Origin of the sequence: Helicobacter pylori (assembly GCA_008032955.1) — a bacterium.
Taxonomy (GTDB): Bacteria; Campylobacterota; Campylobacteria; order Campylobacterales; family Helicobacteraceae; genus Helicobacter; species Helicobacter pylori_DC.
In genome coordinates this window covers 1,083,370-1,108,972 of the sequence record CP032046.1, presented here as the reverse complement: position 1 = coordinate 1,108,972, position 25,603 = coordinate 1,083,370, and the positions used below count along the sequence as shown (strand labels likewise).

26 protein-coding genes, 7 tRNA genes and 1 pseudogene are annotated in these 25,603 nt (G+C 38.5%); 28 read left to right on the top strand and 6 right to left on the bottom strand.

The annotated features are described in order from the left end of the window. Window positions 1-45: 45 nt before the first annotated feature. The 3 genes from crcB to D2C72_05335 are packed head-to-tail and all read right to left on the bottom strand — an operon-like array spanning window position 46 to window position 1,508. Window positions 46-441, bottom strand: coding sequence for a fluoride efflux transporter CrcB (gene crcB / locus D2C72_05345; protein QEF43711.1), 396 nt, complete (start codon window positions 439-441; stop codon window positions 46-48). A gap of 42 nt (window positions 442-483) precedes the next feature. Continuing rightward, window positions 484-1,164 carry a uroporphyrinogen-III synthase gene (locus D2C72_05340; protein QEF43710.1) on the bottom strand — a complete coding sequence of 227 codons (681 nt, stop codon included), beginning with the start codon at window positions 1,162-1,164 and terminating at the stop codon, window positions 484-486. A gap of 2 nt (window positions 1,165-1,166) precedes the next feature. Next, window positions 1,167-1,508: a rhodanese-like domain-containing protein gene (locus D2C72_05335; GenBank protein QEF43709.1), complete on the bottom strand. Its 342-nt coding sequence runs from the start codon at window positions 1,506-1,508 to the stop codon at window positions 1,167-1,169. Between the two features lie 65 nt (window positions 1,509-1,573). Between D2C72_05335 and D2C72_05330 the strand changes: the two genes are divergently transcribed. The 3 genes and pseudogenes from D2C72_05330 to D2C72_05320 all read left to right on the top strand — a co-directional run bounded on the left by D2C72_05330 (window position 1,574) and on the right by D2C72_05320 (window position 5,843). After that, on the top strand, window positions 1,574-4,420 hold the full coding sequence (locus D2C72_05330) for an FAD-binding oxidoreductase (protein QEF43708.1): 2,847 nt from the start codon (window positions 1,574-1,576) through the stop codon (window positions 4,418-4,420). Window positions 4,421-4,459: 39 nt separating this feature from the next. Beyond that, a pseudogene (locus D2C72_05325) lies at window positions 4,460-5,163 on the top strand (di-trans,poly-cis-decaprenylcistransferase). Further along, on the top strand, window positions 5,157-5,843 hold the full coding sequence (locus tag D2C72_05320) for an ABC transporter ATP-binding protein (GenBank protein ID QEF43707.1): 687 nt from the start codon (window positions 5,157-5,159) through the stop codon (window positions 5,841-5,843). The pseudogene D2C72_05325 and the gene D2C72_05320 overlap by 7 nt, the downstream one beginning before the upstream one ends. A 1-nt stretch (window position 5,844) precedes the next feature. Here D2C72_05320 and D2C72_05315 read toward each other — a convergent pair whose 3' ends face one another. Continuing rightward, window positions 5,845-6,036 carry a hypothetical protein gene (locus D2C72_05315; protein ID QEF43706.1) on the bottom strand — a complete coding sequence of 64 codons (192 nt, stop codon included), beginning with the start codon at window positions 6,034-6,036 and terminating at the stop codon, window positions 5,845-5,847. Window positions 6,037-6,155: 119 nt separating this feature from the next. Here D2C72_05315 and purD point away from each other — a divergent pair, with 119 nt between their 5' ends. The 5 genes from purD to D2C72_05290 are packed head-to-tail and all read left to right on the top strand — an operon-like array spanning window position 6,156 to window position 13,009. Beyond that, window positions 6,156-7,430 (top strand): phosphoribosylamine--glycine ligase, encoded by a 1,275-nt coding sequence (gene purD / locus D2C72_05310; protein ID QEF43705.1) that lies wholly within the window; start codon window positions 6,156-6,158, stop codon window positions 7,428-7,430. A gap of 48 nt (window positions 7,431-7,478) precedes the next feature. Continuing rightward, a complete protein-coding gene (locus D2C72_05305) occupies window positions 7,479-7,958 on the top strand; it encodes an RDD family protein (GenBank protein QEF43704.1) in 480 nt (159 codons plus the stop codon). Between the two features lies 1 nt (window position 7,959). Continuing rightward, the gene (locus tag D2C72_05300; protein QEF44192.1) at window positions 7,960-10,221 is read left to right on the top strand and encodes an LPS-assembly protein LptD; all 2,262 of its coding nucleotides are present in this window, start codon (window positions 7,960-7,962) and stop codon (window positions 10,219-10,221) included. Between the two features lie 8 nt (window positions 10,222-10,229). Next, window positions 10,230-10,940 (top strand): phosphoribosyltransferase, encoded by a 711-nt coding sequence (locus D2C72_05295; GenBank protein QEF43703.1) that lies wholly within the window; start codon window positions 10,230-10,232, stop codon window positions 10,938-10,940. Between the two features lie 2 nt (window positions 10,941-10,942). Continuing rightward, a complete protein-coding gene (locus D2C72_05290; protein ID QEF43702.1) occupies window positions 10,943-13,009 on the top strand; it encodes a polyribonucleotide nucleotidyltransferase in 2,067 nt (688 codons plus the stop codon). Between the two features lie 81 nt (window positions 13,010-13,090). Here D2C72_05290 and D2C72_05285 read toward each other — a convergent pair whose 3' ends face one another. Beyond that, window positions 13,091-14,203: a hypothetical protein gene (locus D2C72_05285; protein ID QEF43701.1), complete on the bottom strand. Its 1,113-nt coding sequence runs from the start codon at window positions 14,201-14,203 to the stop codon at window positions 13,091-13,093. 262 nt (window positions 14,204-14,465) lie between these two features. Here D2C72_05285 and D2C72_05280 point away from each other — a divergent pair, with 262 nt between their 5' ends. The 7 genes from D2C72_05280 (at window position 14,466) to D2C72_05250 (ending at window position 18,546) form a co-directional block, all read left to right on the top strand. Further along, window positions 14,466-14,783, top strand: coding sequence for an ATP synthase subunit C (locus D2C72_05280; GenBank protein ID QEF43700.1), 318 nt, complete (start codon window positions 14,466-14,468; stop codon window positions 14,781-14,783). A 72-nt stretch (window positions 14,784-14,855) separates the two neighbouring features. Next, a tRNA-Leu gene (locus D2C72_05275) sits at window positions 14,856-14,942 on the top strand. Between the two features lie 53 nt (window positions 14,943-14,995). Then, window positions 14,996-15,082 (top strand) — tRNA-Leu (locus tag D2C72_05270). A 300-nt stretch (window positions 15,083-15,382) separates the two neighbouring features. Then, window positions 15,383-15,898: a serine O-acetyltransferase gene (gene cysE, locus D2C72_05265; GenBank protein ID QEF43699.1), complete on the top strand. Its 516-nt coding sequence runs from the start codon at window positions 15,383-15,385 to the stop codon at window positions 15,896-15,898. 94 nt (window positions 15,899-15,992) lie between these two features. Further along, window positions 15,993-16,679: an HNH endonuclease gene (locus D2C72_05260; GenBank protein ID QEF43698.1), complete on the top strand. Its 687-nt coding sequence runs from the start codon at window positions 15,993-15,995 to the stop codon at window positions 16,677-16,679. Window positions 16,680-16,687: 8 nt separating this feature from the next. After that, window positions 16,688-17,677: a modification methylase gene (locus tag D2C72_05255; GenBank protein ID QEF43697.1), complete on the top strand. Its 990-nt coding sequence runs from the start codon at window positions 16,688-16,690 to the stop codon at window positions 17,675-17,677. A 200-nt stretch (window positions 17,678-17,877) separates the two neighbouring features. Continuing rightward, entirely contained in the window at window positions 17,878-18,546 is a 669-nt protein-coding gene (locus D2C72_05250; GenBank protein ID QEF43696.1) for an HAD family hydrolase, read from the top strand. Between the two features lie 8 nt (window positions 18,547-18,554). On the opposite strand, the gene D2C72_05245 is transcribed toward D2C72_05250, so the two are convergent. Next, window positions 18,555-20,291, bottom strand: a complete 1,737-nt coding sequence (locus D2C72_05245; GenBank protein ID QEF43695.1) for an ABC transporter ATP-binding protein — start codon at window positions 20,289-20,291, stop codon at window positions 18,555-18,557. Between the two features lie 187 nt (window positions 20,292-20,478). Here D2C72_05245 and D2C72_05240 point away from each other — a divergent pair. The 13 genes from D2C72_05240 (at window position 20,479) to D2C72_05180 (ending at window position 25,593) form a co-directional block, all read left to right on the top strand. Continuing rightward, window positions 20,479-20,554: transfer RNA gene (locus D2C72_05240), tRNA-Thr, on the top strand. Window positions 20,555-20,581: 27 nt separating this feature from the next. After that, window positions 20,582-20,666: transfer RNA gene (locus tag D2C72_05235), tRNA-Tyr, on the top strand. A gap of 15 nt (window positions 20,667-20,681) precedes the next feature. Then, window positions 20,682-20,758, top strand: a tRNA-Gly gene (locus D2C72_05230). Window positions 20,759-20,788: 30 nt separating this feature from the next. Further along, window positions 20,789-20,863 (top strand) — tRNA-Thr (locus tag D2C72_05225). A gap of 126 nt (window positions 20,864-20,989) precedes the next feature. Beyond that, on the top strand, window positions 20,990-22,189 hold the full coding sequence (gene tuf / locus D2C72_05220; protein ID QEF43694.1) for an elongation factor Tu: 1,200 nt from the start codon (window positions 20,990-20,992) through the stop codon (window positions 22,187-22,189). A gap of 32 nt (window positions 22,190-22,221) precedes the next feature. After that, on the top strand, window positions 22,222-22,380 hold the full coding sequence (gene rpmG / locus D2C72_05215; protein QEF43693.1) for a 50S ribosomal protein L33: 159 nt from the start codon (window positions 22,222-22,224) through the stop codon (window positions 22,378-22,380). Window positions 22,381-22,419: 39 nt separating this feature from the next. Continuing rightward, window positions 22,420-22,495 (top strand) — tRNA-Trp (locus tag D2C72_05210). A 142-nt stretch (window positions 22,496-22,637) separates the two neighbouring features. Further along, complete coding sequence (secE, locus tag D2C72_05205) at window positions 22,638-22,817, top strand: preprotein translocase subunit SecE (GenBank protein QEF43692.1); 180 nt, start codon at window positions 22,638-22,640, stop codon at window positions 22,815-22,817. Window positions 22,818-22,843: 26 nt separating this feature from the next. Continuing rightward, the gene (gene nusG, locus D2C72_05200; protein QEF43691.1) at window positions 22,844-23,374 is read left to right on the top strand and encodes a transcription termination/antitermination protein NusG; all 531 of its coding nucleotides are present in this window, start codon (window positions 22,844-22,846) and stop codon (window positions 23,372-23,374) included. 17 nt (window positions 23,375-23,391) lie between these two features. After that, entirely contained in the window at window positions 23,392-23,817 is a 426-nt protein-coding gene (rplK, locus tag D2C72_05195; GenBank protein ID QEF43690.1) for a 50S ribosomal protein L11, read from the top strand. Between the two features lie 44 nt (window positions 23,818-23,861). Then, on the top strand, window positions 23,862-24,566 hold the full coding sequence (locus tag D2C72_05190; GenBank protein ID QEF43689.1) for a 50S ribosomal protein L1: 705 nt from the start codon (window positions 23,862-23,864) through the stop codon (window positions 24,564-24,566). Between the two features lie 110 nt (window positions 24,567-24,676). Next, entirely contained in the window at window positions 24,677-25,171 is a 495-nt protein-coding gene (locus D2C72_05185; protein ID QEF43688.1) for a 50S ribosomal protein L10, read from the top strand. Window positions 25,172-25,215: 44 nt separating this feature from the next. Continuing rightward, the gene (locus D2C72_05180; protein ID QEF43687.1) at window positions 25,216-25,593 is read left to right on the top strand and encodes a 50S ribosomal protein L7/L12; all 378 of its coding nucleotides are present in this window, start codon (window positions 25,216-25,218) and stop codon (window positions 25,591-25,593) included. Window positions 25,594-25,603: the final 10 nt, after the last annotated feature.

The following is a 25,603-nucleotide window of genomic DNA, read 5'->3' as shown; positions in this document are numbered from 1 at the left end:
GGCTTTGCTTTAATCAAGCGTTAATAAAACGCTAGAAAGCGTTTTTTAATTGATGCCTATAAAATTTTTAGCCAAAAACCAACCAATGGCTACCCCAATAAGCCCTAAAAGGTTAGTACCTAAGACATAAGAAATGGCTTCAAGGTATTGGGATTTTTGCAAGAGTTTTAAAGTGTCCAACCCATAAGAAGAAAAGGTCGTAAAACCCCCTAAAACCCCAGTTACAAAGAAAATCCCAAAATCATCACCAAAAACCTTTTTGGCGGCCAAATGCCCCATAAAGCCGATGACAAAACACCCTATGAGATTCACGCTAAAAGTCCCTAAAGGGAAACTTTCAAACATTAAAAATTTACTGGGCATCACTTTGCCCACAAAATACCTTAACGAACTCCCTATAGCCCCCCTAAAGCGGCCCATAAAAAGACAAGATTCATGCATCATCCTTTAAAAATCAATAGAGAGCATTATAATAAGATGTTTTTAATATTCCTTAATCCTCAAATTTAAAGCCAGTTCTAAACACGCTTCTAAGGAAGGCTTTTTAGCAATATAGCTTTGAATGCCTTTCTCTTGTAAATAATGAGCGGTCGTGTTGCCAATGCTTATAGCGGTGTAATTTTCTAAAAAATCAAAATAGTGCAAAAAGGCTTTTGCATGGCTTATAGCGGTAAAAATAAGAACGCTCTTTTCTTTGGGTTTTAGGGCGTTTTGTTCGCTTAAAGTCAAATGTTTGAGCTTGTTTTCATAAACAACGGCTTGTTGGAAATTGATGCCATGCTCTAAAAGAATGGTGTCTAAAGAAGAGGCAATCTCTTTTGCCCTGAGATACAAAACGCTTTTTTTTTCCAATAAAGGAAGGATTTCTTGAACGAACTCCTTACCATGGGCTTTTTCCCCTATAAAGGCGACTTTAAAATGGTAATCTTGTAGAGTTTTGGCGGTGGGTTCGCTCAAAGCGTAAGCAGGAATGTTTTGTAAAATTTTGAGTTTGGGGCTGTTTTTTAGGGTTTCTAACAAGGAAAACACCGCATTTTTAGAAGTGAAAATCAGGGCGTTAAAAGGGGTTAAATCCAATTCTAAAGGATAGTAGCACAATTCATTTAAAACGAGAGTTTTATAAGGGGCGATTCTTTGAGAATGCACCCATACAATCTCCCTCATGCCTAGTTTTTTTTATCTTTTTTATCGCAAGTGTCATCATAGACCATTCTAAAGCCGTATTTTTCAAAATCATAGACATTGCCCTCTAAATAATAGGGCGTATAGCCTAATTCATGCATGCTTTTAGCCGCATCTAAAGCCCTACGACCAGCCCTACAATGGAGCAACACTTTTTGATCTTTGTGCTGAGATAAAAAATCAGCGAGCTTTTCTTGGTCATTGACGCTAATGAGCGTAGCGTTAGGCAAATGCAATTCTTCATATTCGTCCAATTCGCGCACATCCACCACGATAAAATCATTGAAATTGACTTCTTCTAAACTGATCGCATAATCTTCAAGCATGTTTATCCTTAATTTTTAAAGTAAGGTTATGTTACAATGATTTGATAAATAAGAATGTTTAAGGAGTGTGCGTGGAAGAAAATTATCATGCTTTTTTTACCGAAGCGAGCGGGTTTTTAAACGAGCGGATCTTTAAGGATTATTTACGCCGTTTGGCTTATGGCATTGACGCGTCATGTTATCGTTATATCCCTAAAATAGTCGCTTGGGTGAAGAATGAAGAAGAAGTTCAAAAGCTTTGTGTTTTAGCCAAAAAGCATGGCGTTTCATTGACTTTTAGAGCGGCTGGGAGTTCCTTATCAGGGCAGGCGAGTTGCGATGGGGTGCTAGTGGTGGTGGCGCATTTTTTCAAAGACGCTCAAATTTTAGACAACGCTCAAAGCATTCAGCTCTCATGCGGAGTCATAGGAAGCCATGCGAACGCTTTATTGAAACCTTACCATAAAAAAATAGGCCCGGATCCCGCTACGATAAACACCGCCATGATAGGGGGGATTGTCGCTAATAACGCTAGCGGGATGTGTTGTGGGGTGGAGCAAAACAGCTACAAAACCCTAAAATCCTTAAGAGTCATTTTAGCTGATGGCACTCTTTTAGACACGGCCAATCAAGAGAGCATTGAGGATTTCAAAAACGCGCGTAAAGATTTGATTGAAGGGGTTTTAAACTTAAGAAAAGAAATATTAGAAGATAAAGAATTGCATGCTCTAATTAAGAAAAAATACGAGATCAAAAACACCACCGGCTACAGCTTAAACGCTCTCATTGATTTTGAAGATCCTATTGAAATCATCAGCCACTTGTTCATAGGCTCTGAGGGGACTTTAGGCTTTATTTCAAGTGTGGGATTAGAATGCGTGAAAGACTACGCTTATAAAACTTGCACGTTATTGTTTTATGAAAATTTAGAGCAATGCGCTAAAGCCGCTCAAATTTTAGCCGCTTTAAAAGCCAAACAGCCTGAAATGATTTCTTCAGCAGAGCTTATGGATTATGCGTCCTTAAAAAGCGTGAAAAATTTAGAGGGCATGCCTAAAGTGATTTTAGAAATCAAAGAGCCTAACGCATGTTTACTCATTCAAAGCGAAAGCGATGATCCTTTAATTTTAGAAAACAACATGCAAGCGATTTTAAACGCTTTGAGCGCGATACCGGTCGTTTTAGATTCTCAAATCAGCAGTGATCCTAATGTTTATCAATCGTGGTGGAAGATCAGAAAAGGCATTTTCCCTATCGCAGCGTCAAAAAGAAAAAGCCAAAGTTCTGTGATCATTGAAGACGTGTGCTTCAGTCAAGAGGATTTTGTAGAGGGGGCAAAAGCGATTGAAGGGCTTTTAAAAAAACATGGCTTTAAGGATAATGGCATTATTTTTGGGCATGCGTTAAGCGGGAATTTGCACTTTGTCGTTACGCCGATTTTAGAAAATGAAACCGAAAGAAAAGCGTTTGAAAATTTAGTTTCTGACATGTTTTTAATGGTGAGCAAAAGCTCTGGCTCTATTAAAGCCGAGCATGGCACAGGCAGAATGGTAGCCCCCTTTGTGGAAATGGAGTGGGGAGAAAAAGCCTATAAAATCCACAAGCAAATCAAAGAATTGTTTGATCCTAATGGCCTTTTAAACCCTGATGTGATCATCACAAACGATAAAGAAATCCACACTAAAAATTTAAAGAGCATTTACCCTATTGAAGAGCATTTGGACATGTGCATGGAATGCGGGTTTTGTGAAAGGATTTGCCCTAGCAAAGATTTATCCTTAACGCCACGACAACGAATCGTTATCCACAGAGAGGTAGAGCGCTTAAAAGAAAGGGTGAGTCATGGTCATAATGAAGATCAAGTTTTATTAGATGAGCTTTTAAAAGAGTCTGAATATTTAGCGCATGTCACTTGCGCGGTGTGCCATATGTGCTCTACCCTATGCCCTTTAGGAATTGATACCGGAAAGATCGCCCTAAATTATTATCAAAAAAACCCTAAAGGCGAAAAGATCGCTTCAAAAATCCTTAATAACATGCAAACAACCACAAGCATGGCTCGTTTTTCTTTAAAAAGTGCTCGCTTAGTTCAAAGTCTCATAGGCTCTCACAACTTGGTGAGCCTAACCAAAGGGATTAAAAAATTCATCAAGCCCTTCCCTAAAGCCTTTCATTACATGCCCAAAAACAACGCCTATCCTTTAGAAAATAAAACGCTTAAGAGCGAAGAAAAAGTCATTTATTTCAGCACCTGTATCAACCGCTCGTTCGCTCCATCAACAAAAATGGCGGATAAAAGATGCATTCAAGAAGTGTTTGAATCCTTATGCCAAAAAGCCAAGGTTTCTGTGGTGTATCCTAACGGATTAAACGCACTTTGTTGCGGGAAAGCCTTTATCAATTACACCGCCTTAACCAAACAAAACAATGAAAAAAACCATGCGATTTTTTTACAATTAAGCGATAACGGCAAGATACCGATTGTTTTAGACCATAGCGCATGTTCGACGCATTTTATCAAGCAAATGAAAGCTTATAAAGATCTGAAAGTCTATGATTTGAGCGTCTATATTGAAGAAGTTCTAAGCCCAAAATTAAAATTCAACCCCATTAACGAAGACATAGGGTTATACACGATGTGCGCTTTAAAGTTAGAAAATAAAGAAGAGTTGTTGTTTAATTTGGCTAAAAAATGCACTTTGGGCGAGATTGTTATCCACAAAGAGACGGGTTGTTGCGGTTTTGCGGGGAATAAGGGCTTTTTTACCCCTGAATTGAACGAGAGCGCTTTAAACGGCTTTCAAGAATTTTACCAATCCTATGATCTTAAAAGGGGTTTTTCCACTTCTAGCACTTGTGAAATTGGTTTGAGTGAAAAAACCCAATTCGCTTGGCAGCATATCGCTTATTTAGTGGATGCTTGCACGCTTTAATGGTGTATAATTAAAGACTTTCTTTAAAGGGTAAAGGCATTGGATAACACTCTCAAACATCTTGCCATTATTATGGATGGTAATGGCAGGTGGGCTAAATTAAAGAATAAAGCTAGGGCTTATGGGCATAAAAAGGGCGTAAAAACCCTTAAAGACATCACGATCTGGTGCGCTAACCATAAATTAGAATGCTTGACTTTATACGCTTTTTCTACAGAAAATTGGAAACGCCCTAAAAGTGAAGTGGATTTTTTGATGAAAATGCTTAAAAAATACCTTAAAGATGAGCGATCCACTTACTTAGATAATAACATACGCTTCAGGGCGATAGGGGATTTAGAGGGATTTTCTAAAGAATTGAGAGACACGATTTTGCGGCTTGAAAGTGATACCAGGCATTTTAAGGATTTTACGCAAGTTTTAGCCCTTAATTACGGATCTAAAAACGAGCTTTCAAGGGCCTTTAAAAGCTTATTAGAAAGCCCGCCTAGCCATATAAGCCTTTTAGAAAGCTTAGAAAATGAAATTTCTAATCGTTTAGACACGCGCGATTTGCCGGAAGTGGATTTGTTGTTGCGAACAGGGGGGAAATGCGCTTGTCTAATTTTTTATTGTGGCAGTCTAGTTATGCGGAATTGTTTTTCACGCCGATTTTATGGCCTGATTTCACCCCTAAAGATTTAGAAAACATCATTAGCGATTTTTACAAAAGAGTGCGCAAATTTGGGGAATTAAAATGCTAGTAGAAATAGAGAATTTGACTAAAACTTATGGGAGTTTAAAAGCGTTAGACAATATCAGTTTGAAACTACCCAAACAACAATTTATAGGGCTTTTAGGCCCTAATGGGGCGGGTAAAACCACTCTGTTAAAGATTTTAGCCGGATTGAATTTGAACTATCAAGGGGAAGTGAAAATTTTAAATCAAAAGATCGGCATAGAGACGAAAAAAAGCGTGGCGTTTTTAAGCGATGGCGATTTTTTAGATCCTAAATTAACGCCTTTAAAAGCGATCGCTTTTTACAGGGATTTTTTTAGCGATTTTGATGAATCAAAAGCCCTAGATTTACTCAAACGCTTCAGCGTGCCTTTAAAAAGAGAGTTTAAAGCCCTTTCAAAAGGCATGAGGGAAAAATTACAGCTGATTTTAACCCTATCACGAAACGCTTCTTTGTATCTTTTTGATGAGCCGGTGGCTGGGATTGATCCTATTGCAAGAGAAGAGATTTTTGAGTTAATCGCTAAGGAGTTTAGCCAAAACGCAAGCTTGCTAGTCTCTACGCATTTGGTGGTGGATGTGGAAAAGTATTTAGACAGCGCGATTTTTTTAAAAGAAGCTAAAGTGGTGGCTTTTGGGGGTGTGGGAGAATTGAAAAAAGGGTATAGCAGTTTGGAAGCGGCGTATAAAGAAAGGCTGAAATAAATCAGTCAGTTTCTCTTAAAACGCCTAAACACCAATTAAAACTATCACGGATCGCTTGAATATTTTTGCATGGAATTTCTTTAAAATTTAAGTATAATTGTAAGAATCGCCTGGATGATTCGTGTTTCTTATTGATGGCAAGTTCGTTGAAAAAATAAGTTAGGCTAAGGTAGTGGTTTTTGTGTGATGGCATTTTTTAAATCTGCCCCTAAGAAAATCCTCCTAGCCTTATTAGTGTAGGTTTGTTGAACTTATGCACATGTAAAAGTAGCGGTCATCTGGGTTTAAAAACAACCACATTTTAGGAAAGACATGAAAGATAACAATAACTATAATGTTTTAATTGTGGGGAATAAGGGGCGAGAGTATGCTTTGGCTCAAAGGCTTCAGCAAGATGAGCGAGTGAATGCTTTGTATTTTTGTTTGGGTAATGGTGGCACTCAAGATTTAGGCGAAAATCTGGAATGCGAACATTACGAGCATATCGTGGAATTAGCCCTGAAAAAACAGATCCATTTAGCCATCATTTCAGAAGAAGAGCTTTTGGTTTTAGGGCTTACAGAGATGCTAGAAAAAGCGGGGATTTTAGTGTTTGGGGCTTCTAAAGAAGCGGCTAAGTTAGAGGCTTCTAAAAGCTATATGAAAGCTTTTGTTAAAGAATGCGGTATCAAAAGCGCGTCTTACTTTGAAACAAACGATTTAAAAGAAGCTTTGAGTTACATCCAAAACGCTTCCTTCCCCTTAGTGATTAAAGCGTTGAATAAAAACACAAGCATTGTCCATCAAGAAGAAGAAGCGATAAAAATCCTTGAAGACGCTTTCAAACAAAGCAATGAGCCTGTGATCATAGAGCCTTTTTTAGAGGGGTTTGAGCTTTCAGTTACAGCGCTCATAGCCAATGATGATTTTATCTTGTTGCCCTTTTGCCAAAACTACAAACGCTTATTAGAGGGGGATAACGGGGTCAATACAGGAGGTATGGGGGCCATCGCTCCTGCAAACTTTTTCTCTAATGAATTAGAAGAGAAAATAAAAAATCATATCTTTAAACCCACTTTAGAGAAGCTTCAGGCTGACAACACGCCTTTTAAAGGGGTTTTACTCGCTGAAATTGTAATCATAGAAGAAAAGGGTGTTTTAGAGCCGTATTTATTGGATTTTAGCGTGCGTTTTAAAGACATTGAATGCCAGACGATTTTACCCCTTTTAGAAAGCTCGCTTTTAGATTTGTGTTTGGCTACAGCCAAGGGGGAATTACATTCTCTTGAATTGGTGTTTTCTAAAGAATTTGTGATGAGTGTGGCGCTTGTTTCTAGGAATTACCCCACTAGCTCTTCGCCCAAGCAAACCCTTTATATTGATCCGGTTGATGAAAAAAAGGGTCATTTGATTTTAGGGGAGGTGGAGCAGGATAATGGCGTGTTTGAAAGCAGTGGGGGGAGGGTGATCTTTGCCATTGGCAGAGGAAAATCCTTATTAGAAGCCAGAAACCATGCTTATGAAATCGCTCAAAAGGTGCATTTTGAAGGCATGTTTTATCGCAAGGATATTGGTTTTAAGGTGTTAGATTTGAAAGAATATTCTTAAAGGTTAAAGTTTGAGACAAACCAAAGAGTTTGTCTTGTTTGTTTTTGAATGCGCTCTCCAAACTTAGAAAAAGAAGAAACTGAAATCATAGAAACACTCCTTATGCGTGAAAAAATGCGTTTATGCCCCTTGTATTGGCGCATCTTAGCGTTTTTAACCGATGGTTTGTTGGTGGCGTTTTTATTGAGCGATCTTTTAGGGGCGTGCGATTTTTTGCATTCTTTATATTGGCTAGCTAACCCCATTTATCACAGCGTGTTTGTTATGGTGGGTTTTATCGTCTTGTATGGCGTTTATGAAATCTTTTTTGTGTGTTTGTGCAAGATGAGTTTGGCTAAACTGGTTTTTAGGATTAAAATCATTGATATTTATTTAGCAGATTGCCCCAGTAGGGCTATTTTATTGAAGCGTTTAGGGTTAAAGATCGTGGTTTTTCTATGCCCCTTTTTATGGTTTGTAGTGTTTAAAAACCCCTATCATAGGGCATGGCATGAAGAAAAAAGCAAAAGTCTTTTGGTGTTGTTTTAAAATGATTCGTTGGTTGTATTTGGCGGTCTTTTTTTTGTTGAGCGCATTAGAGGCTAAAGAAATCGCTATGCAACGATTTGACAAACAAAACCATAAGATTTTTGAAATCCTTGCGGATAAAGTGAGCGCTAAAGACAATGTGATAACCGCATCAGGGAATGCGATTCTATTGAATTATGACGTGTATATTCTAGCGGATAAGGTGCGTTATGACACCAAGACTAAAGAAGCGTTATTAGAAGGCAATATCAAGGTTTATAGGGGCGAGGGTTTGCTCGTTAAAACCGATTACGTGAAATTGAGTTTGAATGAAAAATATGAGATCATTTTCCCCTTTTATGTCCAAGACAGCGTGAGCGGGATTTGGGTGAGCGCGGATATTGCTAGCGGGAAGGATCAAAAATATAAGGTTAAAAACATGAGCGCTTCAGGGTGCAGCATTGACAACCCCATTTGGCATGTCAATGCGACTTCAGGCTCATTTAATATGCAAAAATCGCATTTGTCAATGTGGAATCCTAAGATCTATATCGGTGATATTCCTGTATTGTATTTGCCCTACATTTTCATGTCCACTAGCAATAAAAGAACTACCGGGTTTTTATACCCTGAGTTTGGCACTTCCAACTTAGACGGCTTTATTTATTTGCAACCCTTTTATTTAGCCCCCAAAAACTCATGGGATATGACCTTTACCCCACAAATCCGCTATAAAAGGGGTTTTGGCTTGAATTTTGAAGCGCGCTACATCAACTCTAAAGACGACAGGTTTTTATTCAACGCACGCTATTTTAGGAATTACACCCAATACGTCAAACGCTACGATTTGAGGAATCAAAATATCTATGGTTTTGAATTTTTAAGCTCTAGCAGGGACACTTTACAAAAATACTTTCATCTTAAGTCTAATATTGACAACGGGCATTACATTGACTTTTTATACATGAACGATTTGGATTATGTGCGTTTTGAAAAGGTTAATAAGCGTATCACAGACGCCACGCACATGTCTAGGGCGAATTACTATTTGCAAACAGAAAACAATTATTACGGCTTGAATATCAAGTATTTTTTAAACCTGAATAAAATCAACAATAACCGCACTTTCCAATCTGTCCCTAATTTGCAATACCATAAATATTTAAATTCTTTGTATTTTAGGAATTTATTGTATTCGGTGGATTATCAGTTTAGAAACACCGCAAGAGAGATCGGCTATGGCTATGTGCAAAACGCTTTGAATGTGCCGGTGGGCTTGCAATTTTCTTTGTTTAAAAAGTATTTGTCTCTAGGGCTTTGGAATGATCTCCAACTATCTAATGTGGCTTTAATGCAATCTAAAAATTCCTTCGTGCCTACGATCCCTAATGAATCAAGGGAATTTGGGAACTTTGTGTCTTCCAATTTTTCCATGTATGTCAATACGGATTTAGCCAGAGAATACAACAAACTTTTCCACACGATCCAACTAGAAGCGATTTTCAACATCCCTTATTACACCTTTAAAAACGGCTTATTTTCTCAAAACATGTATGCTTTAAGCACGCAAGCCTTAAACAGCTACACTTCGCCTTTATTGAGAGATTATGATTATCAAGGGCGTTTGTATGACTCCGTGTGGAATCCTAGCAGCATTTTACCCAGCGATGCGAGCAATAAAACGGTGAATTTAACCCTAACGCAATACCTTTATGGCTTAGGAGGGCAAGAGTTGTTGTATTTTAAAATATCGCAACTCATCAATCTTGACGATAAAGTTTCGCCCTTTAAAATGCCCCTAGAAAGCAAGATCGGGTTTTCGCCCTTAACAGGATTAAACATCTTTGGGAATGTCTTTTATTCGTTTTATCAAAACCGCTTAGAAGAAATCTCTGTGAACGCCAATTACCAACGCAAATTTTTAAGCTTTAACCTCTCTTATTTTTTAAGGAACAATTTTAGCAGTGGGATTAATAGCATTGTAGAAAATCCTGCGGATTATTTAAAGGCGGGTTTTAGCAACGACTTTGGTTACTTTTCCATGAGCGCGGATGTGGGTTATGATATTAGAAATAATGTGGTTTTAAATTGGAATGTGGGGATTTATAAAAAAATCCGTTGTTTTGGGATTGGCTTTCAATTCGTCAACCAACGACGCCCCATCCTCACCGGCGATCCCAACCAACCTATAAGAGTGTTTGAAAATAACTATGTTAAGCTAGAATTAGACTTTTCACCGATCACTAAAACCAATGTGACTTACCGCTCTTTACAGCGTAAGTAAAAAAAGGAATGCATTTGAATACGGATTTTAGCCATATCACCGATATAGAGAGCATGCGTTTTATCAATGAAGAAGACGCTCTGAACAAATTGATTAATGAAATCCACACGCGCCACATTGATTTAAAAGATTCCATCATGCTCGCTTTGAGTTTTAACGCTCTGTATTTAGCTCACGCTTTAGCGCAAAAATTTGGAGCGACTTATGATATACTTTTTTTAGAACCTATCTTAGCCCCTTTAAACTCAAAGTGTGAAATCGCTTTAGTGAGTGAAAGCATGGATATTGTGATGAATGAAAGTTTAATCAATTCCTTTGACATCGCTTTAGACTATGTTTATGGGGAAGCCAAGCGGGCTTATGAAGAAGACATCCTGTCTCACATCTATCAGTATCGCAAAGGCAATGCGATCAAAAGCCTAAAAGATAAAAATATTTTTATCGTAGATAGGGGGATTGAGACCGGGTTTAGAGCAGGGTTAGGCGTGCAAACTTGTTTGAAAAAAGAATGCCAAGACATTTATATTTTAACCCCCATTCTCGCGCAAAATGTCGCTCAAGGCTTAGAAAGTTTGTGCGATGGGGTGATTAGCGTGTATCGCCCTGAATGTTTTGTCTCTGTGGAACACCATTATAAAGAACTCAAGCGATTAAGCAATGAAGAAATTGAAAAATACTTGGGCGCTAACAACGCACCCAATTTAAAAAAGGAACATTAAATATGGATTTTATCACCATCAATTCTAGTAACAAAACCGAAGAATTCGCTCTCAAACAAGTGGCCAAACAAGCCACTAGCTCTCTTTTATATCGCTTAGGGAAAACCATCATTTTAGCGAGCGTGTGTATAGAAAGAGAGCCTGTGAGTGAAGATTTTCTGCCTTTAGTGGTGCAGTTTTTAGAAAAATCTTATGCAGCCGGTAAAATCCCGGGCGGTTTTGTTAAAAGAGAAGGCAGAGCGCAAGATTTTGAAATCTTAACCTCTAGGCTCATAGACAGGACTTTACGCCCTTTATTCCCTAAAGATTACCGCTACCCTACCCAAATCACTTTAATGGTTTTAAGCCATGATATTGAAAACGATTTGCAAGTCTCTGCTTTAAACGCCGCTTCAGCCGCTCTCTTTTTGGCCCATATCGCTCCTATTAAAAGCGTGAGTGCTTGCAGGATCGCTAGGGTTGATAACGGATTTATCATTAACCCTAACACAAGCCTTTTGAATCAATCCAGTTTGGATTTGTTCGTGTCCGGCACAAAAGAGAGTTTGAACATGATAGAAATGCGATCTTTAGGGCAAAAATTAAACGCTTTAGAAGAGCCTTTAATGCTAGAAGCTTTAGAATTGGCTCAAAAAAGTTTGAAAGAAACTTGCACGCTTTATGAAGAGATTTTCACGCCCCACCAAAACGAGCTGCTTTTTAAAGAAAGCCAAGGAATAGTCTTCAATGAAAGGCTGTTAGATTTATTAACAAATCAGTATTTTGATGAAATCATCAAAGGCATTGAAAGTTCTGCTTTGAGCGAGCGAGAAAATGTTTTCAATGAAATTGCTAAAAAAATCAGCGAAGCCCACTCAGAATTCAGTTTAGAAGAAATTGAATTGTCTTTAGAAAAAGTGAAAAAAACTGAGATAAGGCGCATGATTATTCAAGATAAAATCCGCCCGGATAAACGCGCGTTAGAAGAAGTGCGGCCCATTTTGATAGAGAGCGATTTGCTCCCTATGGCACATAGCTCCATTTTATTCACTAGGGGGCAAACGCAGAGCTTAGTGGTAGGGGTTTTAGGCACGGATAATGACGCTCAAACCCATGAGAGTTTGGAACATAAAACCCCTATCAAAGAGCGCTTCATGTTTCATTACAATTTCCCTCCTTTTTGCGTGGGCGAAGCGAGTTCTATTGGCGCGACTTCAAGGCGCGAATTAGGGCATGGGAATTTGGCTAAAAGAGCCTTAGAAACGAGCATTAAAAATAAAGAGCAGGTGATACGATTGGTTTCTGAGATTTTAGAAAGTAATGGTTCAAGCTCAATGGCGAGCGTGTGCGCAGGGTCTTTAGCCCTTTATGCAAGCGGTGTGGAAATTTATGATCTAGTCGCTGGGGTGGCTATGGGCATGGTGAGCGAAGGGCAAGATCACGCTATTTTAAGCGATATTAGCGGCTTAGAAGACGCCGAAGGCGATATGGATTTTAAGATTGCCGGGAATTTAGAAGGCATTACGGCTATGCAAATGGATACCAAAATGAGCGGTATCCAACTAGAGGTTTTATACCAAGCCTTACTCCAAGCTAAAGAAGCGCGAGAACATATTTTAAAAATCATGCATGAAGCGAAAGAAAAGATCGTGATCAATTTTTCCCATTTGCCCACGACTGAAATTTTTAATGTCGCGCCCGATAAAATTGTAGAAATTATCGGTCAAGGGGGGCGTGTGATTAAAGAGATAGTAGAAAAGTTTGAGGTTAAGATTGATTTGAATAAACCAAGCGGTGAAGTGAAAATCATGGGGAATAAAGAGCGCGTTTTAAAGACTAAGGAATTTATTTTAAACTATTTGCATTCTTTAGATCAAGAATTGGAGCAATACGCTATTGATGAGGTGCTAGAAGCTCAAGTGAAACGAATCGTGGATTTTGGGGCGTTTTTAAGCTTGCCTAAGGGGGGCGAAGGCTTGTTAAGAAAACAACACATGGACAGGTGTCAAGTGGCTTTAAAAGAAGGCGATAGCATCAAATGTAGGGTGATTAGTTTCAATAAGGGTAAAATCGCTTTGGATTTGGCTTAATCCATCTCTTAAATTATCCATAGTCCTATGTAAAACCAATCTAATACATAGGACTTGGCTAAAATATATACACTCTTTTTATTACTCTTCGTGGGTGATAACAATATTTTGAAGGTATTGTTTAGGGGCTTCAATTAAATTAAAAAGAGCTTCTCTATCCCTTTTTATATTAAAATAGCTTAAAATATTACTTTTGATATATTCTATATCTGCATTTTCGTTGTTTAACCTATTTAATTCGTTTTGCTGATAAGGGCTGTGTTGTGGTTGTGGTTGATTGTTCCAGCTATCATACCACCAACCAAGAAACGGATTATTCCAAATATATTTTTGTGTTTGAAAATTGCTATTTTGGATAAAATTTAATTCTCTTTCCAAATCACTTGTTGTTTTGTTAAAACTATCAAAAGCTTCTTCAACTTTGGCTTTTAAAAATTTCATGCTCTCATTATCAATGAGTCCTGCAACAACATATTCTAAAACCAACGCAAAACCATAATGAGAAAGAGCATATCTCGCACAAATGTAGTTACTACCTACATCATTAAAGTTCTTTAATATTAGCCCTTGATTTATTTGGGATATAAAATTATAAAAAATTTCATTTAATTCAATGTGTATTCTTTGTAAATTTGTGCATGTTGATTGTCTCCAAATATCACTTTTAGAAATTTGAGAAATATCCTTATAAACTTCTTGGAGAAATTTAGTTTTAGCTTTTAAGGCATTAACTTGTTGGACAACAAAGATGTTTTGTTGTGTGAGTAGCCTTTGGTTTTCGTCAAAAAGACGATTAGTTTCGGCATATGCTTCATAATAGATTTCTGCTAGTTTATAATTAAGAATAGGGGCAATATGGTTCATAATCCCTGTAGTTAGCTCAATAGCACCTACTATCTCAAAACCTTCATGGCCCCCAAACCCTTTGACACCTTTTAACATAGATGAAACCTTTCCATCTTTATATAACACTAATTTATCTAAAGGAACACTTGTTGTAAAAATAGGCAAAGAGCTAAGGCCATGATTGATGATATGACCTAGCTTATCGTATAGCTCATTTGATTTAATTAAAATCATGCGTTGATAATTGCTATCAAGTGTTTGTTTTCTTGGCAAAGTCGGCAGAACTTCTATTCTGCTACCCAAAACCCTTTCAAGTAGAGTGAGTTCTTTATTGTTATCTTTTGGCATTGTGATCCTTTGTTGTATCTAATTTATTGACCACATCATTATACTACTAATGGATTGTTTTAAGTTTTTAAGGATAACTTATTGCTTAAAGCAAATTTGTTTTTTAAAAACTTCCTTATTTCTAATAATTTAATAAAAATTTATTATTTTAAAAGAGATTTTAAGCTAGTTTGTATTAGAATAGATTCTTGCTTGTATTTTTGAAAGTAGAGGAACGATTCGAAATGAAAATCAAGCCTAATTTTTGAAACGGAGTGCGAAAATGAAATTTTTAGCGTTATTTTTTCTGGCTTTAGCGGGCGTTGCTTTCGCTCATGATGGTGGAATGGGTGGGATGGATATGATTAAATCTTATTCTATCTTAGGAGCGATGATCGGTTTAGGGATTGCCGCTTTTGGTGGGGCGATCGGCATGGGGAATGCGGCCGCAGCGACCATTACAGGCACAGCGAGAAACCCAGGAGTGGGCGGTAAATTGCTCACAACCATGTTTGTGGCCATGGCGATGATTGAAGCGCAAGTGATTTATACTCTAGTGTTTGCTATTATCGCTATTTATAGTAACCCATTCTTAAGTTAAGGGTTTTGTTGGGCTAAATCATTGCTTAAAAAGCGTGATTTAGCTATAATATTCATTTATTTTAAATTTTTAGCACTGGTGGTGGAATTGGTAGACACGCCATCTTGAGGGGGTGGTGGGAGCAATCTCGTGCGAGTTCGAGTCTCGCCCAGTGCACCATTAAGTTTTTTTAAGGAATAAGTGGGTATAATCTCACTCTTCGCTCTATACACGCCGAAGTGGTGGAATTGGTAGACACGCTAGACTCAAAATCTGGTGGGAGCAATCCCGTGTCGGTTCGAGTCCGACCTTCGGCACCATTAATAGTAATCTTTTTCAATCTGCTTTTTATCTTTTTCATTTAAAATAGTTTTATTCCAAATAAATGCCAAATTAATGATGGATTAGCGGGTTTTTAAGCCTTTTTAAAGGGTTGTTTAAGCGAATTTGAAGGGATTAAAAGAGAGGGCGTTTTACTCTATTAATTTTTTACTCCATTTAAAGGAGCGTGAGTTTGGGTATAATAGCAAGAAAAATTTGCATCAAGTTTTATTGGAATAGATGAGAAAAATCTGCTTAAGTTATCTTGACCCAAATACATTCCAATTGGAGATTTTATAATGTTGGATTTGTCTTATAGCCTGGAGCGTGTCTTGCAAGAAGACCCGGCAGCTAGGAATAAGTGGGAGGTGCTCTTGCTTTATCCGGGCATTCATGCGCTGCTTTGTTACCGCCTAGCGCATGCGTTGCACAAGCGTGGGTTTTACTTCATCGCTCGCGCGCTTTCTCAGTTAGCGCGCTTTATCACTGGGATAGAAATCCACCCGGGCGCTAAGATTGGGAGAGGGCTTTTTATCGATCATGGCATGGGTGTGGTGATTGGCGAGACCACAGAGATTGGAGATGATGTTACCATTTATCATGGCGTAACTCTAGGGGGCACGGGCAAGTTCAAGGGCAAGCGCCACCCTACTTTAGGCAATCGTGTGGTAGTGGGGGCAGGGGCTAAGGTCTTGGGCGCGATTTGCGTGGGCGATGATGTGAAGATTGGGGCTAATGCGGTGGTGCTTTCAGATTTGCCCACGGGTTCTACAGCTGTAGGCTCTAAAGCCAAAACCATCACAAAGGATCGTTAATTCTAGACAAGCGGTTGAGCTAATTTGTGCGATGCGGGTTATTTTGAAATAAATTGATTAGAATTTATGAAATTTTATAGAGAGAATTTTAAAGATGAATAAAAGTAAAAAAGAGTTATTTTTGGAACTTGCACAACCTGATAAAATGGGGGTGAGTCGTTGGGTAAGCGTTACAGAATTTGTAGGAAAATATCAAGGGTTGCAGCTAGGTAATGGGGGGAGTTGGTGTAGGAATAACTCATCTTTGGCTAAAGAATTTATATTAGAATTTGATAAAGGGCAAACTCTAGGAAATTCCATTGATAGAATACGCTTGAATGGCTATAATACCGAATGTGTTTTTAATCAAAGTATCCGTCAAGACATTAAAAACCACTATAAACAACAATGTTGCACTATGTGCGGTGCACACGGCAACTCTGAAAACACTCAAATAGAGGTGGATCATAAAGACGGTCGCAAGGATGATTTAAGAGTTTCTGATTCAAACACACAGACTTTTGATGATTTCCAAGCTTTATGCAAAGCTTGTAACGACAAGAAACGCCAGATTTGTAAAGAATACAAAGAGACTGGCTATAGATTTGACGCAACAAAAATTCCTGGCAATCGTTATCCTTTCTATGAAGGGGAGGCTGAATATGACGGCTGTGTGGGTTGTTATCAATATGACCCCATACAATACAGGAAAACTTGTAATGGTAGGATATACAATGAAGGGCATCAAAAAGGCTATTATGAGGGGTATCAAAATGGATACCATCAAAAAACTACTTTATAGCGGTTGCAATGAACTACATCGGTTCTAAATACAAGCTCATTCCCTTTATTAAGGAAAATATCCATGCGGTTGCGGGCAATGATCTCTCTGGTGCGATTTTTTGTGATCTGTTCGCTGGGACGGGCATTATGGGGCGTGCGTTTAAAAAAGCAGTTAATAAGGTTATTTCTAATGATTTGGAATATTATAGCTTTGTTTTGAATCAAAATTATATCGGCAACATTCAAGAAATCCCCAATAAAGAAGAGCTTATTGATGAGATTAATAGCGTTGCTTTAAAAAAAGGCTTTATCTATTCGCATTATTCTTTAGGGGGGAGTTCAAGGCAGTATTTTAGCGAAACAAACGCTCAAAAAATTGATGCGATGCGTTTAAAAATTGAAGAGCTTAAGCTTTCTCAAAACATTGATAGCCATGCGTATTATTTTTTGCTCGCATCGTTATTAGAGAGCGCGGACAAGGTGGCTAACACCGCTTCAGTTTATGGGGCTTTTTTAAAACGCCTTAAAAAAAGCGCTCAAAAAGAACTCATCTTAAAAGGCGCTCATTTTGATGTGAGTTTAAACGCTAATGAAGTGTACCAGCAGGATTCTAATGATTTGATTGGAAAGATTTCAGGGGATATTTTGTATTTAGACCCTCCTTACAATGCGAGGCAATACGGGGCGAATTATCATTTATTGAACACGATTGCTGCTTATACGCCCTTTGCTCCAAAAGGCAAAACCGGCTTGCCCAGTTACCAGAAATCATCGTTTTGCTCTCGCGCTAAAATCTTAAACGCTTTTGAAAATTTAATCAAAAAAGCGCGATTCAAATATATTTTTTTAAGCTATAACAATGAAGGGCTTATGAGCGAGATAGAGATTGGAAATATTTTAAAAAAATACGGCGCTTACTCCTTAATGACCAAAACCTACATGCGTTTTAAAGCGGATAACAAACGCGCCCATAAAGCCGTGCACACCAAAGAGTGTTTGCATATTCTTATCAAATAAGAGTCAAGATAGCCTAACCTTTAAGAACGAGCTTTAAGTTAAAAAATCTAAAGAGCGTTAGAGTTTTAAATGAGGCTTTAGCAGGCGGTATTTGATTAAAACCAATCCAAGATACTCCAATAATGATAAAAATAATCGCTTAAATACCGCTTGAATAAGGTAAAATGAAACCAAAATAAGCCTATAAAAAAGGGGAAATCATGGCACTTGAAGTGGTTTTATGGGATTTTGATGGCGTGATTTTTGACAGCATGCATTTAAAAAATGAAGGGTTTAAGGCGTTGTTTCAAAAGCATGGCAACAAGAATCAAGAGGATTTGAAACAATTTGAAGTTTATCACTATCAAAGTGGGGGGATTTCAAGGAATGAAAAAATCCAATATTTTTATAACGAGATTTTAAAAACCCCTATCGCTCAAGAAGAAGTGGATGCATTAGCCCTAGAGTTTGGCACTATTATAGAACAAAAGCTTTTTGATAGGGGGCATTTGAATAGCGAAGTGATGGCGTTTATTGATAAGCATTATAAAAATTACATTTTCCATATCGCTTCAGCGGCCTTGCATAGCGAATTGCAAGTGTTGTGCAAGTTTTTAGGGATTACTAAGTATTTTAAGAGCGTTGAAGGGAGTCCGCCCAATAAACCTAAAATCATCGCTAATATCATTCAAAAATATGCCTATAACCCAGGTCGCATGCTAATGATAGGCGATAGCGTCAATGACTATGAAAGCGCTAAGGCTAATAAAGTGGCGTTTTTGGGTTACAACAGCAAGGTTTTGAAAAATTTAGTGGGTCAAAACGGCTATCAAGGGAAGTATTTGGAGAGCTTTAAGGGGTTTGATTTGCAAAACTTTATAAAAGAGTAAAGCCAGCTTTAGCCGAGATTGTCTTTGTGTTGGCTCATATCAATGATGACTTCACAGCGTTCAATCGTGCTTAAGCGGTGGGCGATAACGATTAGGGTTTTATTTTTAGCGATTTGATAGATTTCATCCATGATTTTACTCTCGGTTTCATTGTCTAGGGCCGAAGTGGCTTCATCTAAAACCAAAATTTCAGGGTTGTCGTATAAGGCTCTCGCAATGCCTATGCGTTGTTTTTGACCGCCGCTAAGCTTAGCACCCCCTTCGCCCACTTGGGTTTTAAGGCCTTCATGCTCGCATAAAAAATCATAAATATGAGCCATTTTACACACTTTAATCAAGCGTTTTTCATCTATAGCGCTCCCAAAAGCGATATTATCCCCCACAGTGCCATCAAAAAGGTAAATATTTTGGGGGATATAGCCTATTTTTTTACGCCATGAGCGCCTGTTTTCGTTGGTTAAAAGGGTGTTATCAATAAAAATTTCCCCACTTTTAGGGTAGGTAAGCCCCATAATAATATCCGCCAGCGTGGATTTTCCGCACCCGCTATGGCCTATGAGAGCGACTTTTTGACCTTTTTGAATGGTGAGGTTAAAATTCTTTAAAACTGGGTGTTTTGAGTTATAAGCGAACGAAATGTTTTGGAGAGTGATTTTTTTATTAAAGTCTAAAGGGACTAAATCCTCTTCAACGATGGTTTTAGTAAGGCTTTTAAACACAATGTTAGTCGCAAGCTGGTTGTAAGCGATTTCATTATACTGATTCAAAACGCCAGTAACAGAAGGGAGCGTGCGATAAAGCGCTAGAGCATACATAGAAATGGTAGGGAGCACCATTTTAGCTTCGCCGTATTTGAATAAAATGTAAGCGACCGCTAAAATCAACAAACTAAAACCCACCGTTTCTAATGAATACCTGGGGACTACTTGCAAAGTAGAATAAATAATCTCGGTGTCATGGGCTTTACGGCTATTTTCTCCAAAAAGCTTGTGGGCTTCTTCGTGGTTGTCTTTGAGTTTAGTGATTTTGAAATTGCTGAAAAATTTGGAAAAAACTTTAAGCGTTTGCGCCCTAGATTTTGCCGCTATCTCGCCCTTTTTTTGAATAAGAATGGTGATTTTTTTAGTGATGATAAAAATTTGTATAGAGATGATTAGAGTGAATATAAGCGTTAACTTCCAGTTAGTGATTAATAGCGTGGAATAGAAAAAAACGATCACGGTTAATTCAGTGAGTAGATTCAAAAAAGCGTTAAAGCTCATAAACATGCCATCCGCTTTATTATTGATAATGTCTCTTAAAGAATCCAAGTTGTGGTTAAGGTGGGAGAGGTAGTTGCTTTTAATGTGCTGTAAAAAAAGTTGTTGCTTGATTTGATAAGCTTTCTTATTGGAAAAACGCCCTTTCAAATAAGTGAAAGACACCCCATAAAACATCCTGAACAAATAAATCCCCACCAAGCAAAAACTAAAGAAATACATAAGGCGAACGGGAGATGAAAAATGGAAAAAATCATAAACCATTTTCCAATCTTTATCGTCTAAAGCCCTATTAGGATCGGAAGCGAGAGTGATAAAAGGCATTAAGAGGGTTAGGGACATCACTTCCACAAAAGAAGAAAAAACCGCCATCAGCACAAGCAGGAAAAAAACCATTTTTTCCTTGAAAGTGATGAGCATATAAATTTGCTTTAAAGAACGCAAAAAGTATTTTAAAGTAGAAATTTTATGTTTTTTTTTCGCCATAATTTAAGTGTCCATAAATTCTTTCATATGTAATGAGCTTTGAGCTGTGTTAAGCCAAATTGAGCTAGATTATAGCTAAATTTTAACCATGCTCTGTGCCATACGAATAATTTAGCTTTCTGTCATCATTTCTTGACAAGTCAAGTATAAAACTGCTATAATCCCAAGTCTTTAATTGTTTTTAGTTGCTGGCTTAGCTCAGTTGGTAGAGCAGCTGCCTTGTAAGCAGCAGGTCGGGGGTTCAAGTCCCTTAGCCAGCTCCAGTTAAAATGTTATTTTGTAAAGTTTTTGGTGAGATACTCAAGTGGCCAACGAGGGCAGACTGTAAATCTGCTGACTATGTCTTCCGTGGTTCGAATCCACGTCTCACCACCATTTTGTTTTATAGATGCGGGAATAGCTCAGTTGGCTAGAGCATCAGCCTTCCAAGCTGAGGGTCGCGGGTTCGAGTCCCGTTTCCCGCTCCATTTTTAGGATAACATTTTAGTTTTTGAGACGCCTATATAGCTCAGAGGCAGAGCACTTCCTTGGTAAGGAAGAGGTCGGCGGTTCAATTCCGCTTATAGGCTCCAGTTTATAATCTCTTGAATGGCGATAAGACAAAAATGTCTTAAATTTTGTGGTAGCATTTAGGAATACTTAGGATTTTGTTTAGTATAATTCTAAAATCCATTTCAAAAAATTAAGGAGAAATACAAATGGCAAAAGAAAAGTTTAACAGAACTAAGCCGCATGTTAATATTGGAACCATTGGGCATGTAGACCATGGCAAAACGACTTTGAGTGCAGCGATTTCAGCGGTGCTTTCTTTGAAAGGTCTTGCAGAAATGAAAGACTATGATAATATTGATAACGCCCCTGAAGAAAAAGAAAGAGGGATCACTATCGCTACTTCTCACATTGAATATGAGACTGAAAACAGACACTATGCACATGTGGATTGCCCAGGACACGCTGACTATGTAAAAAACATGATCACCGGTGCAGCGCAAATGGACGGAGCGATTTTGGTTGTTTCTGCAGCTGATGGCCCTATGCCTCAAACCAGAGAGCATATTTTATTGTCTCGTCAAGTAGGCGTGCCTCACATTGTTGTTTTCTTAAACAAACAAGACATGGTAGATGACCAAGAATTGTTAGAGCTTGTGGAAATGGAAGTGCGCGAATTGTTGAGTGCGTATGAATTCCCTGGCGATGACACTCCTATCATAGCGGGTTCAGCTTTAAGAGCTTTAGAAGAAGCAAAGGCCGGCAATGTGGGTGAATGGGGTGAAAAAGTGCTTAAGCTTATGGCTGAAGTGGATTCTTATATCCCTACTCCAGAAAGAGACACTGAAAAAACTTTCTTGATGCCGGTTGAAGATGTGTTCTCTATTGCGGGTAGAGGGACTGTAGTTACAGGTAGGATTGAAAGAGGCGTGGTGAAAGTAGGCGATGAAGTGGAAATCGTTGGTATCAGACCTACACAAAAAACGACTGTAACCGGTGTAGAAATGTTTAGGAAAGAGTTGGAAAAAGGTGAAGCCGGCGATAATGTGGGCGTGCTTTTGAGAGGAACTAAAAAAGAAGAAGTAGAACGCGGTATGGTTCTATGCAAACCAGGTTCTATCACTCCGCACAAGAAATTTGAGGGAGAAATTTATGTCCTTTCTAAAGAAGAAGGCGGGAGACACACTCCATTCTTCACCAATTACCGCCCGCAATTCTATGTGCGCACAACTGATGTGACTGGCTCTATCACCCTTCCTGAAGGCGTAGAAATGGTTATGCCTGGCGATAATGTGAAAATCACTGTAGAGTTGATTAGCCCTGTTGCGTTAGAGTTGGGAACCAAATTTGCGATTCGTGAAGGCGGTAGGACAGTTGGTGCTGGTGTTGTGAGCAATATTATTGAATAATATTAGCAAAAGAGTTACCATAAAGGGTCATTATGAAAGTTAAAATAGGGTTGAAGTGTTCCGATTGTGAAGACATCAATTACAGCACAACCAAGAACGCTAAAACTAACACTGAAAAACTGGAGCTTAAGAAGTTCTGCCCAAGGGAAAACAAACACACTCTTCATAAAGAAATCAAATTGAAGAGCTAGTTCTTTCTTTTGTGTTGCAATTTAAAAGGAGGGGAGGTTAGGTCAGTAGCTCCAATGGTAGAGCGTCGGTCTCCAAAACCGGTTGTTGGGGGTTCGAGTCCCTCCTGGCCTGCCATCTACTAATTTATTCTATCAAATTTTTGTTTCAATTGGATTGTTTTTGAATTTTTTAATTTTAGTTTAAGCTATTTTGGATAAAATTGAAAATTCTTTTAATGTATAAATGTATTAAGTTTAAGTGAGGGCGAAAAGAAATTATGGATAAATGGCTCATGCAATACAGATTAGCTAGAGAAGAGCTTTCTAAAGTGATATTTCCTATTAAAGAGCAGATACGCAACGCACTTGTTTCTGTTTTGGTGGTGGTGAGCGCTATCACGCTGTTTTTAGCTTTGTTGGATTTTTCTCTGGGGGCTTTTGTCTCTAGTGTTCTATAGGTTGGTGGCTTTAAATAAGGAGAATAATGATGGATTGGTATGCTATACAAACTTATTCAGGGAGCGAGCAGTCCGTTAAGAAAGCGATTGAGAATCTAGCGAATGACCATAATATAAGAGATAGGATACAAGAGATCATTGTGCCTACTGAAGATATTATAGAGGTTTCTAAAAAAAGCAAGACGAAAGTAACGGAACGAAGCCTTTATCCTGGGTATGTTTTTATTAAGGTGGATTTAGATACGGTTTTGTGGCATAAGATACAATCTTTGCCAAGAGTGAGCCGTTTTATTGGAGAAAATAAAAAACCAACCCCATTGAGTGAAGCGGATATTGGGCATATTTTAGAGAAAATGAATAACCGAGCAGCCCCCAAGCCCAAAATCTTTTTTGAGCAAGGTGAAGTGGTGCGTGTGGTGGAAGGCCCTTTTGCGAACTTTACCGCTACGGTGGAAGAGTATGATGTGGAACACCGCAAGCTCAAGCTCAATGTTTCTATTTTTGGTAGGAACACTCCAATAGAGATTTTGCATTCGCAAGTGGAAAAAATTATATAACTTTTTAAGGAGAAAACATGGCTAAAAAAGTAGTCGGAGAAATCAAACTTCAAATCCCTGCCGGTAAGGCAAACCCTTCACCTCCCGTAGGGCCAGCGTTGGGCCAAAGAGGGGTTAATATCATGGAATTTTGTAAGGCTTTTAATGAAAGAACTAAAGACATGGGGAGTTTTAATATCCCGGTGATTATCACGGTTTATCAAGATAAGAGTTTCACTTTTATCACTAAAAAGCCTCCAGTAACGGATTTGATCAAAAAAGCTTCTGGGGTTGAAAAAGGTTCTGACAACCCGCTTAAAAATAAGATCGCAAAGCTCACCCACAAGCAAGTGGAAGAGATTGCGCAATTGAAAATGGAAGATTTAAACACAAGCACCATGGAAGCGGCCAAAAAAATCGTTATGGGCAGTGCTAGGAGCATGGGCGTAGAAGTTGTGGATTGATTGGGTTTTGTTGGAATTGAAAGAAATTTTTAAGGATTAGAATCGTGGCAAAAAAAGTATTTAAAAGATTGGAAAAACTTTTTTCTAAAATTCAAAACGATAAAGCGTATGGCGTAGAGCAAGGCGTAGAGGTGGTTAAATCCCTCGCTTCAGCCAAATTTGATGAAACCGTGGAAGTAGCGTTAAGACTAGGGGTTGATCCAAGGCATGCGGATCAAATGGTGCGCGGTGCGGTGGTGCTTCCTCATGGAACAGGGAAAAAAGTAAGGGTGGCTGTTTTTGCAAAAGACATTAAGCAAGATGAAGCCAAGAGTGCTGGAGCTGATGTCGTTGGAGGAGACGATTTGGCTGAAGAAATCAAAAACGGCCGTATTGATTTTGACATGGTGATCGCAACGCCTGATATGATGGCGGTTGTCGGTAAAGTGGGTAGGATTTTAGGCCCTAAAGGTTTGATGCCAAACCCTAAAACCGGAACCGTTACGATGGATATTGCTAAAGCGGTTACTAACGCTAAAAGCGGTCAAGTGAATTTCAGGGTGGATAAAAAGGGCAATGTTCATGCCCCTATTGGCAAAGCGAGTTTTCCTGAAGAAAAAATCAAAGAAAACATGCTTGAGTTGGTTAAAACGATCAACCGCCTAAAACCCAGTAGTGCGAAAGGCAAGTATATTAGAAACGCCGCTCTTTCGCTTACCATGTCGCCTTCAGTGAGTTTGGACGCACAGGAATTGATGGATATTAAATAGCGTTAGGGGAGTTTTTAATCTTAGGCTGAAGATCGTAAGAGCTAAAAAGCTTAAAATTTCTTTTTTAAAAAGATAATCTTGCAGAGGTCTAGTCTAGAAAGGAGGAAAAGATGCAAAAACAACATCAAAGGCAGCATAAAGTAGAGCTAGTCGCTAACTTAAAGTCGCAATTTGTAGATGCCAAAGCCCTTTTAATTTGCGATTATAAGGGTCTTAGCGTGAAAAAGTTGGAAGCCTTAAGGAATAAGGCTCGCACTCAAGGCATTAAAGTGCAAGTGATTAAGAACACTCTCGCTCATATTGCCATGAAAGAGGCTGGCTATTCTGATTTGGATTTGAAAGAAACCAATGTGTTTTTGTGGGGCGGTGATCAAATCGCTCTCTCTAAACTCGTGTTTGATTTCCAAAAAGAGCATAAAGATCACTTTGTGTTGAAAGCGGGCTTGTTTGATAAAGAAAGCGTTAGTGTAGCTCATGTGGAAGCGGTTTCAAAACTCCCAAGCAAAGAAGAGCTTATGGGAATGTTGCTTTCTGTTTGGACGGCTCCGGCGCGTTATTTTGTGACCGGTTTAGACAATTTGCGTAAAGCGAAAGAAGAAAACTAAGAGCCTATGATGGCTTTAATTAAAAAAATTTGAAGGATTGGATTATGGCAATTTCAAAAGAAGAAGTGTTAGAGTATATTGGTTCATTGAGCGTTTTAGAGCTTGCTGAATTGGTTAAAATGTTTGAGGAAAAATTTGGCGTGAGTGCGACTCCAACGGTCGTAGCGGGTACGGCTGTAGCTGGCGGTGTAGCGGCTGAGAGCGAAGAAAAAACCGAATTTAATGTGATTTTAGCCGATAGCGGTGCTGAAAAAATTAAGGTGATTAAAGTGGTTCGTGAAATCACTGGGCTTGGCCTGAAAGAAGCTAAAGACGCTACCGAAAAAACCCCTCATGTGCTTAAAGAGGGCGTGAATAAAGAAGAAGCTGAAACCATCAAGAAGAAACTTGAAGAAGTAGGTGCTAAGGTTGAAGTCAAGTAAGACTTAAAAA